Origin of the sequence: Prevotella sp. oral taxon 475 (assembly GCF_018127805.1) — a bacterium.
Lineage (GTDB): Bacteria > Bacteroidota > Bacteroidia > Bacteroidales > Bacteroidaceae > Prevotella.
The window spans coordinates 2,429,181-2,446,236 of the sequence record NZ_CP072334.1; the positions used below are offsets into that span (position 1 = coordinate 2,429,181).

At 43.2% G+C, this 17,056-nt stretch carries 14 protein-coding genes and 4 pseudogenes; 10 read left to right on the forward strand and 8 right to left on the reverse strand.

Annotated elements, in window-relative coordinates:
- Positions 1-22: 22 nt before the first annotated feature.
- From J5A66_RS09680 to J5A66_RS09695, 4 genes and pseudogenes are all read left to right on the forward strand, one after another.
- Positions 23-631, forward strand: a pseudogene (locus J5A66_RS09680) (toprim domain-containing protein); the annotation flags it as partial.
- A gap of 143 nt (positions 632-774) precedes the next feature.
- A complete protein-coding gene (mobC, locus tag J5A66_RS09685; protein ID WP_211791506.1) occupies positions 775-1,128 on the forward strand; it encodes a plasmid mobilization relaxosome protein MobC in 354 nt (117 codons plus the stop codon).
- Positions 1,125-2,045, forward strand: a complete 921-nt coding sequence (locus J5A66_RS09690; RefSeq protein WP_211790391.1) for a relaxase/mobilization nuclease domain-containing protein — start codon at positions 1,125-1,127, stop codon at positions 2,043-2,045. Before mobC ends, J5A66_RS09690 begins: the two co-directional genes overlap by 4 nt.
- Positions 2,046-2,047: 2 nt before the next feature.
- Complete coding sequence (locus J5A66_RS09695; protein WP_211790392.1) at positions 2,048-2,695, forward strand: hypothetical protein; 648 nt, start codon at positions 2,048-2,050, stop codon at positions 2,693-2,695.
- Positions 2,696-2,754: 59 nt separating this feature from the next.
- Here the strand turns inward: J5A66_RS09695 and J5A66_RS09700 are convergent.
- The 4 genes and pseudogenes from J5A66_RS09700 to J5A66_RS09715 form a co-directional block, all read right to left on the reverse strand.
- Positions 2,755-4,244: pseudogene (locus tag J5A66_RS09700) on the reverse strand (RNA-binding domain-containing protein).
- An 8-nt stretch (positions 4,245-4,252) separates the two neighbouring features.
- Positions 4,253-4,729, reverse strand: coding sequence for a HEPN domain-containing protein (locus tag J5A66_RS09705; protein ID WP_211790393.1), 477 nt, complete (start codon positions 4,727-4,729; stop codon positions 4,253-4,255).
- Positions 4,713-5,786, reverse strand: a complete 1,074-nt coding sequence (locus J5A66_RS09710) for a DUF262 domain-containing protein (RefSeq protein ID WP_211790394.1) — start codon at positions 5,784-5,786, stop codon at positions 4,713-4,715. Before J5A66_RS09710 ends, J5A66_RS09705 begins: the two co-directional genes overlap by 17 nt.
- Before the next feature lie 42 nt (positions 5,787-5,828).
- Positions 5,829-6,506: pseudogene (locus tag J5A66_RS09715) on the reverse strand (site-specific integrase); the annotation flags it as partial.
- Between the two features lie 72 nt (positions 6,507-6,578).
- On the opposite strand from J5A66_RS09715, the pseudogene J5A66_RS09720 reads away from it, so the two are divergent.
- Positions 6,579-6,788, forward strand: a pseudogene (locus tag J5A66_RS09720) (helicase); the annotation flags it as partial.
- 9 nt (positions 6,789-6,797) lie between these two features.
- Here the strand turns inward: J5A66_RS09720 and J5A66_RS09725 are convergent.
- Complete coding sequence (locus J5A66_RS09725) at positions 6,798-7,646, reverse strand: hypothetical protein (protein WP_211790395.1); 849 nt, start codon at positions 7,644-7,646, stop codon at positions 6,798-6,800.
- A gap of 26 nt (positions 7,647-7,672) precedes the next feature.
- Entirely contained in the window at positions 7,673-8,320 is a 648-nt protein-coding gene (locus J5A66_RS09730; protein ID WP_211790396.1) for a hypothetical protein, read from the reverse strand.
- Between the two features lie 425 nt (positions 8,321-8,745).
- Here J5A66_RS09730 and J5A66_RS09735 point away from each other — a divergent pair, with 425 nt between their 5' ends.
- The 5 genes from J5A66_RS09735 to J5A66_RS09755 all read left to right on the forward strand — a co-directional run bounded on the left by J5A66_RS09735 (position 8,746) and on the right by J5A66_RS09755 (position 13,440).
- Positions 8,746-9,204: a DUF6078 family protein gene (locus tag J5A66_RS09735; RefSeq protein WP_211791507.1), complete on the forward strand. Its 459-nt coding sequence runs from the start codon at positions 8,746-8,748 to the stop codon at positions 9,202-9,204.
- A 341-nt stretch (positions 9,205-9,545) separates the two neighbouring features.
- Positions 9,546-10,625 carry a S41 family peptidase gene (locus J5A66_RS09740; protein ID WP_211790397.1) on the forward strand — a complete coding sequence of 360 codons (1,080 nt, stop codon included), beginning with the start codon at positions 9,546-9,548 and terminating at the stop codon, positions 10,623-10,625.
- An 18-nt stretch (positions 10,626-10,643) separates the two neighbouring features.
- On the forward strand, positions 10,644-10,799 hold the full coding sequence (locus J5A66_RS09745; protein ID WP_211790398.1) for a hypothetical protein: 156 nt from the start codon (positions 10,644-10,646) through the stop codon (positions 10,797-10,799).
- A 599-nt stretch (positions 10,800-11,398) separates the two neighbouring features.
- Positions 11,399-12,673, forward strand: coding sequence for a glycosyltransferase family 4 protein (locus J5A66_RS09750; protein WP_211790399.1), 1,275 nt, complete (start codon positions 11,399-11,401; stop codon positions 12,671-12,673).
- Positions 12,670-13,440, forward strand: a complete 771-nt coding sequence (locus tag J5A66_RS09755) for a glycosyltransferase family 2 protein (RefSeq protein ID WP_211790400.1) — start codon at positions 12,670-12,672, stop codon at positions 13,438-13,440. The genes J5A66_RS09750 and J5A66_RS09755 overlap by 4 nt, the downstream gene beginning before the upstream one ends.
- A gap of 85 nt (positions 13,441-13,525) precedes the next feature.
- On the opposite strand, the gene J5A66_RS09760 is transcribed toward J5A66_RS09755, so the two are convergent.
- Positions 13,526-14,482, reverse strand: coding sequence for a M23 family metallopeptidase (locus J5A66_RS09760; protein WP_211790401.1), 957 nt, complete (start codon positions 14,480-14,482; stop codon positions 13,526-13,528).
- A gap of 869 nt (positions 14,483-15,351) precedes the next feature.
- Positions 15,352-16,974, reverse strand: a complete 1,623-nt coding sequence (locus J5A66_RS09765) for a sialidase family protein (RefSeq protein WP_211790402.1) — start codon at positions 16,972-16,974, stop codon at positions 15,352-15,354.
- Positions 16,975-17,056 lie beyond the last annotated feature (82 nt).

Sequence of the window (17,056 nt, forward strand, 5' to 3'; positions counted from 1 at the left end):
TGGTATCAAGGTAGGACAGCATATAAACTCTTTTGAGAATTTACAGGTACTTTCCCTATCACACCCTGCTTTGATAAGGTATATTCGGGGCAGGTGTATTGATGTGGAGGTGGCAGTTTCTGTATGCAAGGAACTGCATTATGATTCCAATGGCAAACATTACTTTGGTATAGGTTTTCCCAACATAGCAGGTGGCTATGAATTGCGCAATCCATTCTTCAAAGGCAGTATTGCACCGAAACACATCAGCCATTTCTATGCCGACAAGCCGAAGAAAGTATGTTTTCTTTTTGAGGGTTTTATGGACTTTCTGTCATTCATGACACTGAAAAGGAAAGAGAATCCACAGATTACAAGACTGCGGCAACAGGATTATTTGATACTCAATTCTGTAACAAATATTCATAAGACGATAGAGAGATTATCACGCTATGACAGCGTTCAATGTTTCTTGGATAATGACGGTGCAGGAAGAAATGCCTACCTGCGATTATCGAAGAAATTAGGAAATTCAGTTACAGATGCTTCAAATTTATACAATGGTTTCAAGGACTTAAACGAGTATTTATGTGCTGAATTCAAGCATTCAGAGAAAGCTGAAATCAAGAAAACTAAAGGGATTAAGCTATGATTGTAGGATTTGCTTTGCATAATCTGTTTTTCGGGGAGCAAGTTTATGTTTTGGGCATACCAAAACCATTTGCTCCACCTCCTGACAGTCGTTGCAGAGGATTATCCCGCTGGTCTTCATCAAATCAAATTAAAGAAACAAGTATGATAAAAACAGAATATAAAAAAGGTGGTCGTCCAACCAAGGGCGTAGCCGAAAAGAAGAAATACCGTATCACGGTGAAACTGAATACGCAGGATTACTATACGCTCAAAGGCAAAGCCAAAAGCGCAGGAGTAACCATGAGTGAGTTTGTAAGGAAAGTTCTTGAGGAAGGAAATGTCATTGAACGACTGACAGTAGAGCAAGCAGACTTCATCCGCAAGCTGTGTGGTATGGCAAATAATCTCAATCAGTTGGCACATCGTGCCAATGCGGAAGGGTTTCATGTCATTGCTCCTTTCCATAAAACCATCATTGGCAAGATAGATGAAATATTAAATCTGATACGAAGATGATAGCCAAAATTATGAAAGGTTCGGGCTTCAAGGGTGTCATCAATTACATCCTTGACCCGAAGAAAGGAACAGAACTTATAGACAGTTCCGGAGTGAGAACAGACAGTATCAGCCATATTGTCCAAAGTTTTATTGCCCAAACGGAATTGAATCCACGAGTAAGTAAGGTTGCCGGACATATCCCCCTGAGTTTCTCGGTACAGGACTCTCCTAAACTCAGCAATGAATGGATGGTAAAAGTGGCTCGTGAGTACATGGAAAAGATGGGGATAAGAGATACACAGTACATCATCGGTCGTCATTTCGATAAGGAACACCCACATATTCATATCGCTTTTAATCGGATAGATAACAACGGCAAGACCATTTCTGATCGTAACGACAGATTCAGAAGTGAGAAGATTTGCAAGGAACTAACCGCTAAATATAGCTTGTACTTCGCTGGTGGTAAGGAGAATGTCAAAGAACACCGACTGAAAGAACCTGACAAGACCAAGTATGAAATCTATCAGACATTGAAAGCAGAGATTGCTCAGTGCAGGGATTGGAAAGACCTTCTTGCTCATTTGAAAAAGCAAAATATTGATGTCCGCTTTAAGTATAAAGGCAACTCACAGGAGGTGCAGGGAATTATCTTTGAAAAGAACAGTTATCATTTCAATGGCTCTAAGGTGGATAGGAATTTCAGCTATTCTAAAATAGACTTTGCTCTGCAACAGAATAGCAGGGAACACGAACAACAGATGCAAGGAACGATAAACTTCATATCCAATGTTGCAAGCGTTACGAGCGAAATAGCCAACGAACTCATTGAAGGAGGATTGGGATTATTCCAGACCCATGGCACTGTCCCTGCGGAGGTTTACAACACACTCGATAAAAAGAAGAAAAAGAAAAAACGTAAAATACATTTATAACTATGGCTGATAATAATACATTTGTCCTCTTTGAGGGAATTAAAAATAAACTGGAGACAATTTACAGGGAACTAAAGGAACTGAAAGAAAAGAGAAATGCCTCTACTTCTCTCCTAGCTCCATCTACAAACGCACAAAGTAATGAACAGCAGGAACAGGAATTGCTCAATCAGTATGAGCAGCGGACGAAAGATATACTTAACGAGTACATTGGTGTGCAAGTGCGCATTAAGGATGAAGAAGCTAAGTCCATAGAAAAATTGGTGGAAAACGTCCTGACCATGCTGCACGAGTGGCAGGAGCAGAAGGAGCACCCACAACCACAAGAACACATCCATAGACACTGCTTTGACATCAAATCCTCGAAAATCTTTACCACTGTGGTGGCAGTGTCTATCATCTGCTTTGTTTCGTTGGTCGGTAACTACTTCTTGTGGAAAAGCAGGCTGCAATATAAGGACGACGCCTTGAAGTTCCGTATCATCAGAGTATGGCGAGGATACAGCCCAAAGGAAATCCTATGGCTCAATGATGTGTTCGATATTCATCGCAATGAAAAGATTATCAAGCTAATCAAGGAAAAAGCAGATGATTACGACATGGAATTGAAGCAAAAGGTAGATAGTTTGATGCAAAGAAAACTAAAGTAGCCCCACATGAACAAGCCCAACCACACGAGATACTAGGTTGGGCTTGTTATAGTATCATACTATTCTATAATTTCCCAAAAACCACTTTTGTCAGAACCAACTCTACGTAGATATTTACCTCGCATAAACTCTATATTGCGCATAATTGTACTTGCATTCAATCCTGTAATTGTTGCCATTTCATCCTTTGTAATATAAGGATTTTCAGCCATTAATCGCAAAATGTAAATACGATTGGCTGTAAGTTTTTCTCCTCTTACGATTGCTTTTTCAATTAGCTTCTTAATAAGGTTCTCACTATTTACAGTTGCATTTTGGGCAGTTGCGTTTGCAGTCCTTTTTGAAGTATTTGCAGTTGCATTTATTTGGTTTTCTGCCTGAGACACGACCTTCGGTACTGTCATTTTCAAAATAAAATCATCAAGATGGAAAGATAAATGTGATGTACCATTAGCCTCCAACTCCCGGCACATGCGATCTACACCTTCGCCAAATTCCTTTACATAGTCGTATGCTTTAAGGAATTGTGCTATTTTAGAATTGCGTGAGAAATGTGTATGACGAATGTTGGAAGGCTTGACCGTTCCTGGCAATCTGTCGGGCGATTCGAATACAAGACGATTGTCAAACATCTTGATTTGGATTTCCGTACCCTTAATATTATAGGCACGGTGGTAACAAGAATTGACAACCATTTCCTGAATTACAAACTTTGGATAATTTCTATGGGTTACAAACTGCCCATGTTGTCCAAGGAATGTATGTTCCTCTACTTGGGTTTCAAGATAAGCTATCGTGGCTTTCACCTGATCAAGTATCGTTCCTTCAAAGGTTACATCCTTAATTACGTTCATCTCTGCACCCACTCGTTCCTCTGTACCTTTATAGCGGATGAAGCGAGTACGCCCACGAGGAAAGAACTTTTGAGGATATCTTCCAAACAGAAGAATAGAAGCCACACTTACGTGCTCTTCTCCCTTTACATTGATAGTCAAGAAGCCATTATTCTCTTGTAAATATTGCTTTGCTATTTGGTATAACCAATTAATTCTGTATATCTTTCGACAGCAGCCATATCAATATCATCTACCCTAGCACCATACACAGCCGTATCTTCATAGTAGCGTTCGCCTTTATCATACATCAACTGTATGCGTTCCTCAAAAGACAGCTTTCTACTTTTATCACCAACACGCATATAGGCTTCATCGGCTTGATTGGAATGTAGCTCAGAACTCGCAGGAATATACATCAATAAAATATGATTCTCGTTTCCATCCTTATCTGTACAGGGTAACAAATCGCTAGTAATAGGCACAGAAGGATTGCAGAAATCTAAAGGAACACGCAACAATTCATTCAGCTTCTCCGTATATTGATTTACACCTTCTATCCTTCTTATCTTATCAGACACACCAATAGCAATCGTTCCGCCATCGGCATTTGCAAATGCAACAATAGTAATAGCCAATACCTTAGGAGCAATTTGAATGCTTTTGCAGTCAAAGGTTTGGTCTTCCTTGCGATTCTGTATTTCTTCTATAGTCATAATACTAATTATACCATAACTACATGCAACGCATCTATTATTTTCTTCCCGAGTTCATAATCTTGAATACATTCATCATATGAGAGATTTATTCGATTTGCATGAACATACGAATGCCTACCTTGTATCAAGTTTTGATAACAGGACCTCACAGAGGGCTCAACTTGTTCCACTTCTGTAATTTTTGTTTCAAAATTCATTGCCAAAGTATTATCAATTTTTTTGATTTCCTTTTTTAAATCAGAGATCTCTATTCTTCCATTTAATATAGAAAGATAATTTTGAATAAAACCACCAAATAAATGATGCTTATTAGAAGCATAATCTATAAGTATCTCCTTTATAGCAAGTTCATATGAAGTTACAGCACTTACAGAAATTGCACCAGTAAACTTAGGTAAAGCTACTGGCGAAATATGAGGTTTTAAAGTATTAATCTCATTAATCAACTCGTCTGCAGGTTGAAACTTATCGGTGTAAGCCATCACTAAACAAAAAAGTTTCTACATATTCAAATCTCTCCTTAAGGATTTTTTCATCAGTTGTAGCTAATGTTGTCAAATCCGTGAACTTTTGATCTACAAGAAGTTCCTCATATCGCTGAGGCAGATTTGCTGGTAAATTATCTATATGTAACAAAATCTTGCAAAAGACAGAATCAAACAAAGATACATTAAAAGGTCCGCGTACATGAAAAGGCTTAATCCTTAACTTTGAATCAATATAGTCTGCTGTTCTTTCGAAAGCAATAGCAAAGCTATCTATATTTTCACATGCATTCATATTGCTTTTAGCTACTTTATTGAGAAACTCTTTCATTGGTTTTTCATATCTACTTAGATAGTAAGCTAATCCATAAACTCTTAAAATCAGCTCTATATCTGATTGATTTTTAACAATGTCTTTCTTGTTTATAACTTTACGCCATGATGGATTTTTATTTAGTTCCTTCAACTTATTTAAAAAGTCACTTCTAAATACGCAATTCCTTATTTCTTGTGACTTAAGGGGAGTTCCTCCTGTATTTAGTCGTTCAAAAATGTGGTATACAGATGTATTTTCTTTTGTAGGTGAAAGTTGTCTTATATTAATTGCTCTCAGTACAGAAGAAGCCAGTTTTCTTTTATCTTTATCGTCTAAATCATTATAAGTACAATTATAAAACTTGTTTTTAGAATTTAGTCCCGACAATTTAAAAACCTGTCGTTTCCCTGTTTGACTTTCTTTGCCAAAGTATCCTTCAAAAAAATAAACAATACTTAATAGACGCTGCTGACCATCAATGACCAAATTCTTATTTTCGTCATCAATATATAAAAAAATAGGAGGGACTGGTAGTCCTATTAAAAAGGATTCAATGAGTAATGATGCCTGTTTTATATTCCAAACATAACCACGCTGATAATCAGGAATCATAATGTCCTCATTTTTAAACATTTCAACAAGTCCCATTAACGTATAATCAGAAGGATAAGATGTAATATCGTATTCTATATTAATCATCTCTTCGGCCTCATTCTCTGAAAATTCAAAGTCTTCCATATTTGTTAGTTTAATAATCCCTTGCAAATATAACATTATTTTCTATATAGTAGTCAATTCCGGCAAACTATTTATCGCTTCAGACTTCAATTTATCCACTGCACGAGTGTATTTTTCCGTGTGTTTTAATCCGCTATGTCCCAATAGGCTGGCAACGGTCTTGATGTTGGCACCATTATTCAGGATGTTCACGGCAAAGCTGTGGCGGGCACAATGCCAGCTGATGTGTTTATTAATACCTGCACGCTTTACCCACCGTTTCACAGACTTACTGCAACTCTCATATGAGGGAAGGTTGAAGATAGAGGAACTTAGGTCCTCAGGAGCTTCGCCAATCAAAGAGAGTAAACCGTCATTGAGAGGAATAATAACGCCACTATGTGCAGAATGTCCTTTGGTCTTATTTTGTTCAAATTTCAACAGGCAGTTGGTATAATCTACATTCTTATAGGTAAGGTCTTTTACATCGCAGAAGCGCAGACCACAATACAAACAAGGGATAAAGGCACGTCTGACATTAGGATTCTCATTCTCATAATAACATTGAATCAGTGCTTGTATTTCGGCCATTGAGAGTACATCTTTGCGTAACACTTGGTCATCTACCTTGCACACAACACCTTTGCAGGGATCTTTCTGCATTACTTCATGGTCTATGGCATAGCGTACAACTTTCTTGAAACGCTGATAGATACTCTTTGCTCCTTCACCAACACTTCTTCCGCTGCGCAGATCACACAAGAAGCACAGCGATATATCATGGGCAGCAAACCCTTAATGCAGAAATAGCTTATGGTACAGGAAGAATTTATCCGTGTTGGCACAACCTTATATAAGATTATGAACCAGCCACGCATCAATAGTGGTTTTGTCAAGAAGCGTATAGTGTGGAACAATGAGACGCTACGGCAGGACTATGGTAAGAACTTTATTGCCACTGTCCCCAATCATGTGTACTATCAATCTGTGATTGACAAGCTTTCTCTCTACGAGCCTATGGGATTTGCATCTCTAAAGCAAAGGACTTAATTCTTCAATAGCACATCCAGCATTCATGAAAAGATTAAAAACATAAGACCAATCACGATTATTCGTATTTACTGCAAACCAAAAACAGCTTTTGAAGACTAAATGCAAAGCATCTCTATCCTCAACCAAAGCAAGTCTTCTTGATATAGAATTTTTCTCAAGAGAACCATTCTTTACCTTTTCTTCTATAAATTCCTTTGTAAAGCCCAAATCAAGACCTATCACAATTAGGTTTTGTATAGCTTTTGTATAGAAAGTTGTTCCTTCTGCTTTCCTGGCACAATAACACTGAACATCCAATAATGCAAGTCTATCATCAGGGCTTACATTTCTCCAACGTTCTCCAACCTTAGACAAATCAAACTCTTCATCTATATTCCCAATTCGTAAATAAGAATTAGTCTCCTTTTTGTCTGGTTCTTCTTGCTTTTTTACCAATCTAATATACTTAATGCACTCTGATTCTAACTTGTCTATTTCTTTTTCAGAATATACAGCGGTATAAGTATCATTCTTTTTATAAAATGCAAGAGGAGTCTTATGCAATTCGTATGGTAAATCTGCATCAGGATCAAATTCAAAAGTATAACCTTGTGCTTCCAGTTCAAGCAAGACAGACATAAGAGTACTATTATAATTTTTTTTTAGGTTACTCGTACTATTGAAATATGAACCAACAGGCCATTCTCTTATCCTTCCTGTTCCACTTTCAATATATTGATTTTTTTCTGCCAGTTCTTTAGATTCTTTCATCAGTTCATTATGTTTATAAGCAACATAAACAAAGAGAATCACAACTGCGACTATGATAATTATTAAAGGTTCCATCATAATTTGTCTTAAATATACATTAGCACCTAAAACTCATTGCCTCTCAACGCACAATCAAACTCTATATCCTTGCAAATCTGTTCAATTATAGGAGTGCACTCACATTTCAGAATAGAGAGATCTGCAACTTTAGGTAAATATTGATTAAGTTCCTGTGCAAGTTCCTTATATTCTTCCATAAGTTCATCACCAATAAAGTGATGAAAATGCATTGTTTCTACATGCTGGACTGTTTTACAGAAAAGTAGAAGTTGATTGCCTAAATGCTTTCGCGCACCATCTGGCATATAATGTGCAATGCCAGATATGATAGAGAAAGCAATAAACTTCATGAATTTTGTCATAAAGATTATTCCCAGTTGACAGCCATCTATTAGGTCAGCATACTTAACATCAGATATATCCATATCATTGTTTATCAAATAATTTTTCAACAAACAATAGTAAAGCAACTTTGCTACCGGAATACTTTCTTCATCCGTCAGTTTTGCTTCATCAGAAAGGAGATGATATAATGCTGTAGCCATCGCATAAGGATGAGTTGTTCTTGTGAACTGATATTCATCCTTATTAATTTCTCCTACAAGAATTCTCGCCTTATGGCAGATTTCTTTTTCATTCTTTGAGTTGTAAACAGCAACAAACTCTTGGGCAAATTCTTCAATAAAAGTCATTTCTTTGATACTGTTGGCCTTTCACAATTCCAATAGACCTCTAAATAGTTTATATATGTAGAAGCGTGGAACTGACTATGCCCACGTTCTAAGTTGAAGGTCCTGAGAAAACCCTGTGTACAAATGTAGTAATAGCAGCCCACGCTATAGCGTGAGAACCACTATGCTATCCCTGTACACAATTGAAAGTTTCTCAGGTTTTCAACTTACAAGATAAGCATAACGCTTCTTCTTTTCCAACGATGTCATGTACCTTTAAAAAGGACACGATGCAAAGATAACAAATTTATCTTGAAAGGTTATTTGAAAGCCAATATTCTTCAGCAAAACAGTACTATTCCATTCGAAAATTGCAATATGACAAAACAATTGTTATCTTTGTGTCTGTCGAAAAAAGCCATTATACACTTTAAAACGACAGCATGATGACCCTCGAAGAATACAACCTGTTAGATGCCGACTTTGCCCATTGCCCCGGCACCCATTGTGAGAAAGCAAACGAATGCCTACGCCACACCGCCCACCAGATGCTAGCTAAGAACACGCGAGAGAGCTACACCGTTGTCAATCCCGCCGTGATAACCGGTCGCCAACCCTGCTCACTCTTCATGCCCGACCGCAAGGAACGTTACGCATGGGGCATCTCCCGCATCTACGACAACGTGCGCGCCGCCGACCTACGCGGCATCAAACTAAGCGTCATGTCATGCCTCGGTTCCTCTTCCTATTACAGGATTAAGCAGCAACGCCGTACCATCACCGAAGAAGAGCAACTGGACATCCGCCAAGCTTTCACCGACATGGGCTACGACGGACAAGCCATTGAGTTCGACCGCTATGAAGAACATTACCCCGCACTTATGCGACTAAGAAAAGGCGACTGAACCACCCGTCTCACGCATTTTTTATTACGTTTGTCCCTATTATATTCTGTCCTAAGTCAATCTATAGAATATTCTCTTCTCTTTCATCTTTATATATAGAATTGTCCAAACGCGGATAAGTCATTAGCCATATTTGGAGAATAGATTGCCCATATTTGGACAATTGATTATCCAAAGATGGCCATATCACTCAGAATGTTGGATGAGCCAAAAAACATGAAAAGGAAAGGAAGAGTAGAATAAAATATATAAATTTGCAAAGTCACGATTAAGTGTCGAACAAGAAGTAGCCATTCATAAAGATATGATTAAAAGATAATTCACCTAAAAGACAATATATCATGAACTTAAGATTGTTCCTTGTTTCTTTTGCTTTATATTGGCCTTCCACCTCATTTGCAATACATCCCGACAGCATCAATCATCATCTAAAAGATTATCAATATCTAACAAGATTTACTGAAGCTAATCTTGCTACTTACCCATATATTCACAAAATGTATGGTAAGGAATACGCCAAGCTTAAAAAGTCGATCAGGCGACATTTACTGAAAGGTCAAGATATAGAAACCGCAACTTGTGACTATGTCTTTTGGTTTTTCTCTCAATTCGATACGCATTTTATAGTTGACCGACATCGATTCTGGCAAGAGTATGACCGAAGGGTTCATCCCAAGTATAACGAAAGGATGGAGTATGACCCTCAACCCCTTGCGTGTATGCTCGATACGGATACCTATCTGGTAAGAATACCCTCTTGCAGCGGTCAGAATCCCACTTACGCATGGGTCGATAGTGTTGCCCAAGCCTATAAAAGAACGAATTGTCCCTATCTCATTTTAGATATTCGAGGTAATTCTGGGGGAAATGATGCCATTTGGGAACCTTTTCTTGAGATACTCGCAGACCATCTACCAAAGAAACCTTGGAGAGTTCTATTCAGAAACACCCCCATGAACAGAGAAGTACTCATGAAACAAGGTGATACAAATATCGTAGAGAAAGCCCGTCAATCGAAAGCACAGTTTGTGCCATTGTCAGAAGAGAACAATAACGAGGAAATGCCTTTCATTGCAAGCCATTTAAAAAAGGCGGCAATTCTCGTTGATAGCAGAACAGCAAGTTCTGGAGAAACCTTAGCTCGTTTTGTAAAAGACTATTGCCATCGTGGAAAAATATATGGACAAGACCCTACCAGCGGAGCAAACCTATCGGGTAACATTGCTCCATTTCAGCTGCCACATAGTGGGATTACTTGCTATTATCCAGTTTGTGTCGACGAAGACTTCGCTTTGCAAATAAAAACAAAAGAAATAGGAATCAAGCCAGATATAAAGATCCCGCTACCACTTCCCGCCTCTCTCAAAGATCATATTGACACATGGGTTGTATGGGTTGCAAAGAGTTTGCAATCAAACTGACACCATAAAAACAACAGCATGATGAAACAAGAAGAATACAACCTGTTAGATGCCGGCTCTGCCCATTGCAGCGGCGAACAGGGCGGACGAGCAAACGAATGCCTACGCCACACCGCCCACCAGATGGCTTGCAGAGAGCACACGAGAGAACAACACCGTCGTCCATCCCGATGAGAAAGTTGTCTACGAAGCGATGGCGTGGATAAACAAGGTAGGTCGTGTTCTTCAGTAACTCGTTGAAACCTTAATGATATAGCATTTTCGAAGGATCCTTTCATCCCACAAGGGCATCAACTTATGACAGACTAAGGGGATAGATTGCCCCGAACAAGAATGCGCCGCAGCTCTCAACGAGTTGCGGCGCACTTCTTATGTTTAACTAAAACTGTTGTTCTAAACAAATGAAAGCCTCACGGTTTTCATTGTTATCCGTTAAACAATCTATCAATCTACCTTAAATCTAATAACTAAAAACCTAAATCTAATATTACTAACCTAAACAATCTATTAACCTTTTGACGTTGCAAAGATACGACGAGATTTCAAACCGCGCAATAGTTTTGATGCACTTTAGTTGTAAAAAGCCCCCATTCTTGACATAAATCAACACCATGTGTCCGAACACAGATACATTTATGCTTCTTTCTTCCTTATTTCGCTTTCGTTTTGTTTGCTGTTCTGCCTTTCCAACGGCTAACCGACACGAGCTGTTTTGCCAATTGAGGTTTTTTTCTTAAGTTTGCATCTATCTATAAGGCGTAAGACACGGCAGTATGAGAATTTTGATTGTGAACACAAGCGAGCGAACGGGTGGTGCGGCTGTGGCCGCCAATCGACTGATGGAGGCTTTGAACAACAACGGCGAAAAAGCGAAAATGTTGGTGCGCGACAAGGAAACAGACTCCATTACCGTGGTTTCGCTGCGACGACAGTTCTTTCAACGGTGGCGTTTCCTGTGGGAACGCTGGTGCATCTATTGGCATCTGCATTTCTCAAAACGACATCTCTTCGACATAGACATTGCCAACACCGGCGCAGACATCACCCGATTGCCCGAGTTTCGAGAGGCCGACGTCATTCATCTCTCGTGGGTGAACCAGGGTATGCTCTCCCTCCGCGGCCTCAGAAAGATTCTTCGAAGCGGCAAACCTGTCGTCTGGACAATGCACGACCTTTGGCCTGCCACCGCCATTTGCCATCTTACGCTGGGCTGCAACCTCTTTAAGCAGCAGTGCAGAACATGCAAATATCTACCGGGAGGCGGCTCTGCTACCGACCTTTCAGCTACGGTGTGGACCAAAAAGAAAAGAACCTACGACCTGGGGCCTATCCATTTCGTGGCCTGCAGCAAGTGGTTGGCCGACCAGGCACGACAAAGTAGACTACTGCGAGGGCATTATGTGTCGGCTATTCCGAACCCCATCGATACACGGATGTTTGTCAAGGAAGACCGAACACTGGCTGCCCGACGGGCCCAACTGCCCGTAGACAAACGCCTGATCTTGTTTGCCGCCCAACGGGCAACCAATGAGAACAAAGGCATGACCTATCTCATCGAGGCTTGTCGTCGACTGTCCGCCTTACATCCGCAGCTGAAAGAGACGGTGGGTATAGCAATCATGGGAAGCCATTCGGAAGAGTTAGCCCATGAATTCGACTTTCCCGTCTACTCCTTGGGCTACGTTACCGACACCCGTACCTTGGTAGACATCTACAACAGCTCAACGGTTTTCGTGCTTCCGTCGCTCTCCGAGAATCTACCCAACACCATTATGGAGGCCATGGCCTGTGGTATTCCGTGCGTAGGCTTCAACGTTGGCGGCATACCCGAAGAGATCGACCACCGCAAAAATGGCTATGTGGCGGCCTATCGGGATGCCGAAGACCTGGCCCGCGGCCTGCATTGGGTGCTCGAAGAGGCTCCATACAACGAAATAAGCACCCAAGCTATACGCAAAGTAGCTCAGTGTTACTCGCAGAATTCGGTAGCGATGCACTACATCGAAATATACAATCAGGCCATCGCCTTTAAAAAATGTAAGTTATGATAAGGCTTTCTGTCATTACGTGCACTTACAATGCTGCACACGAATTGCCCCGAACGTTAGACAGTGTTCGGGCTCAAAGCTATCCGTATGTGGAGCATATCCTGCTCGACGGACGGTCGACGGACGATACATGGTCCATCGCCCGGGCTTATGAAGAGCAGTCTGTCGGGATGGAAAACGGCCATACCGTTGTGTTGAAGTCCGAGAAAGACCAGGGACTATATGATGCCATGAACAAGGGTCTTTACCTGGCAACGGGCGATTATCTCGTGTTTCTCAATGCCGGAGACGTGTTTCCATCCGACAACACATTGGAACAGGTAGCCAATGCCGTGGGCGAAGGCGAAGCCTTGCCTGCCGTTCTTTATGGCGATACCGATATAGTGAACGATGAAGGACGCTTTCTTCGCCACCGTCGGCTCTCCCCGCCCGAACAGCTCTCTTGGCGTTCGTTTCGCCAAGGCATGCTGGTTTGCCACCAAGCCTTCTACGTTCGCACAGACATCGCCCGTCAAACGCCCTACCATCTGGACTATCGCTTCTCGGCAGACGTTGATTGGTGCATCCGTGTGATGAAGAACGCCGAGGCCATGGGTCTACCTTTGCGCAACATCCATGCCGTGGTGGTGAACTATTTAGAGGGCGGAATGACGGCCAAAAACCACCGTGCCTCGCTCAAAGAGCGTTTTTCCGTGATGCGAAACCACTACGGTTTGCTTTCAACCCTACTGATGCACCTATGGTTTGTGGTGAGAAGGTGGTTCTAAGGCCAGTCCATTTCACCCCATAAAGAAATGTCCGGCAAGCCACGAGCCTGCCGGACATTTTTTTATAAAAACACGATTCCGCTTATTAAGAATATCTAAGAATCTGTCCTGGTCGAAGTTTGTCTGTCTTCCGGATATGGTTCAGCTGACAGATCGTTTCGATAGAAACGCCCCGTTTCTCTGCAATAGAGGCCAAGGTCTCGCCAGACGACACTTTGTGGTAGAGCTTTTCGGCCGCGTTATACGGTATCGGAGCCGTCTCTTCGCGATCTCTTCCAGGCTTGCCCACCACCTCTTCGCGACTGTAGCCTCCGTTGCCCACCACGCCACGCAGATGAGTAGCCTCAGCAGAAGCCTGCTCGTAGGTGGAACGACGGAACATATAGCTATCTGCCACCACGTCTTGTGCGCGAAAATCGAAGAAGATAGCCGGATTCAGAGCGATGCCGCAGAGGCGTGTTTCGAAGTGAAGATGCGAACCGGTGCTACGTCCTGTGTTGCCGCCGAGGCCGATCGGATCGCCGGCGCGCACGTCTTCGTTTTCCGTTACCAGTTGTTTGGAGAGGTGTCCGTAGATGGTTTCCAAACCATTGGGATGCCGGATGACGATGTATTTTCCATATCCTGCCGCCTCATACTTCACGATGCGCACCTTTCCGGAGAACGCAGCGCGGATAGTATCGCCGATATAGACCTTGATGTCCAAGCCTTTATGTTGGCGTCCCCACCTGCTTCCGAAGTTACTCGTCACCACTCTACTGGGTGTGGGCATGCAAAAATGGCGCAGGTTGATCAGGAAAGAGTCGGGCAGAGCCGTGAGATGATGCGTGCGAGTGTTGTCCCACGTATCGTAAAGGCTGGCCGCCGGCATCTGTATATTTTCTCTTTTGATGATGGTTTGAAGAACCAGCGTATCCACCGACTTCATTTTCCTGTCTACCGGAGCCTGCCTTGCCAAGAGGTCTTGGCCGGCAGCGGGAGCCGCAAACAGGGCGATGAATGCTGTAAAAGCAATTGTTTTTATCGTTCTTTTCAGTCTCATTTTTTATTCTTTAGGTGCAACCTCGGCGAAAGACCAAACAAATGTGTCTCGCCCACGACCCGCATCCAAAAGGGGATGACACAGGGGTTGATATCAAAAGACGTTGCAAAGGTAATAAAAAAAGCAATAGGAGAGGCACCCGCTTAACAGTTTTTGTCCGCGCGTAGCTCTCTCTTTCTGCGCGCTCGAGCCCGCTGTCCAACTTTTATACAAGGGTCTCAGCAAAGAAGCTCTGCGGTACCACAAATTACATTTATTTAACTTCTCACCTCGTTTTTTACACAATTCTCCTTGCTGTTTCGTTGCTTTGAGGGGCACCATTGCCCTCCCACAAAACCCAGACAGTGAGCCAGCCCGAGTCTATCGTGCCACGATGGCCAGACACGCCACTTGCTCATGCAATGAGGACAACGCTCAAACACCCCACGCTTTCCCACAGGTTGCGCTCTTCTTTCCCCGTCCATCCGCACCCCTTCATCATCTCTTGACCATCAAGGACTGACAAGCCTCTTTCCATTCTCTTAGCTTTTGAACCTCAAAAGCTAAGAGAATGGTGTGCAAAAGCTAAGAAAACGCGTTGCGAAAGCTTAGCTTTTGCAAAACAGGCTGTTTGGTTTTGATGGGGGTAAACTACGATCGTTGTGGATAGGATATGGGCTGACGCAGGACCGTATGAATAGGTGAGTGAGCAATGATTGCTGCGAATAGACCGTTTGTCGACACATTTTTCCTGCTGTTCGCTCTATCCAGACGAAAGCGATGCGATTGAAATCATCGTCCATACCTTATTATATATAGGAAGTAAACATAACATACGGAGGCCTTCTGCGGGTTGCAGAAAGCCTCCATGATGTAAGAGCAGCATGCCGTTATCGGGATAAGAGCGCCTTGAGCGGGATGCGTTGGAAGGTCATTTGCGCCACACTACTCTCGTAAAGGATGCCGATGGTCTCGCGGTCGATCATCGTCAGGCAGGAATATCCCCAGCTGGTGCCCTCGTCGAGCAGAAGTTGATGCTCGGGAAGCCAGGTGTTTCCGCCGTCGAGACTCATCTTTAGGGTGATGTGATGACGATCTTTCGTGGTGTTGGGATTAGAGAAAAGCAGGAGGTTACGTCCCAAAACGTTGTCTTTAGCCGGAACGCTGATGAGGCTGGCCATGCAAACCGGCTCGATCAAGGCCGAACGATTGGAGGGATGTTCTACCCAGGTGGCCCCGAGATCTCGGGTGGTCGATACGGCACGACTTCCCCCTCGATTGTCTCTCATGTTGAGCATCAGCACGCCAGGGCTCACCTCGGCCACTTGCGCCTCTGTGGTATTGCTGCGCGCAGGACGACTGATGTGCCACGTCTGACCGCGGTCTTTACTGTACATAATGCCTGCCGAGGGCTCGCGATCTTTGCCAAGGAATTGGATGGGGAACACTAATGTGCCGTCGTTCATCGTGATGCCGCGACCAGGCCCTTGGAGCAGAAAATGCCATTCGGGCCGTTTCACCTGCGGTGTGATGTTGATCGGGGCGGTCCAAGTTTGTCCGTCGTCGGTGCTTTTGGTCATGACGAGCTGTGCTGTGCGGGTAGAATCCATACCCGACTGCGAGCTCCACCACGCCCGTTGATTGCCCATGCCGTGCGTCCAAGCAGCTACAATCCACACGGTGTTGGTCTTTGTGTCGACGAGAATCGAGGGGTCGCCCACGCCATTCTGTGCTTTCGGCAGTCCACCTCTCTCTCCGAACGAGAGCGGTAGCCGCATTTTCTCCCACGTTTTTCCGCCGTCGGTACTTCGACTCAGGCCCACGTCGATGTGTTCTTGCAGGTCGACGCTATTGTTGTGTCGCACATCGTAGACGCCGAGCAAGGTTCCGCGACGGGTAGTGACCAAACCCGGAATGCGATAAGCCGCCACACCGTCGTCGCCCGCATGCCGAACGCCGATGCCCATGCGGCGTAACACTTTCTCAGGGCCTACCGATTGGATGGGCAACGCTCGTCCGTCGGCCACCGCCTCTTGAAGACGAGCTGTGAGCGTGGTGTGAAGCGCCGCGTGAGACTGCATCTCGATGCTCACCCAAAAGAAGTTATAGCCGGGAAAAAGAGACTGGTTAGCGGTCAGCCTCACGGTGTTCCGCTGCGGCTGCACCTGATCTTTGAGCACAGAATAGGAAGGAATGGCCGATAGCGTCTTGCCGGGCGTAAAGTTGGTGATATAGTCTACAGGTGCCATTCGCCGGTGCGGATAGTCTTGTCGGGCATCCGTTCCGCCGTAATACAGCTTGACCGACTTGATCTCGGAGAGTGAAACGCCATCCAGGTTGATGCTGAATCGCTCCAATTTTCGGCTTTCCTGCGCATCGATACGCATGAGAAGCAGAACGTTATCGTGCCGTTCGATGAGGATAGGCCATTGCGGTTGTTGTACGAAAAGCGTGTCGCGGGCCTGAGAGGCCAAGGTAAACACGGTGAAAAGGATGATCAATAATCGTCGCATAGAAAGAATAGATAAAGTTGATCTGTTAACGAATGGATGAGTGAACCAGGAAGAAGGTGGGTTGAATCAGTTGAGAAGGGAT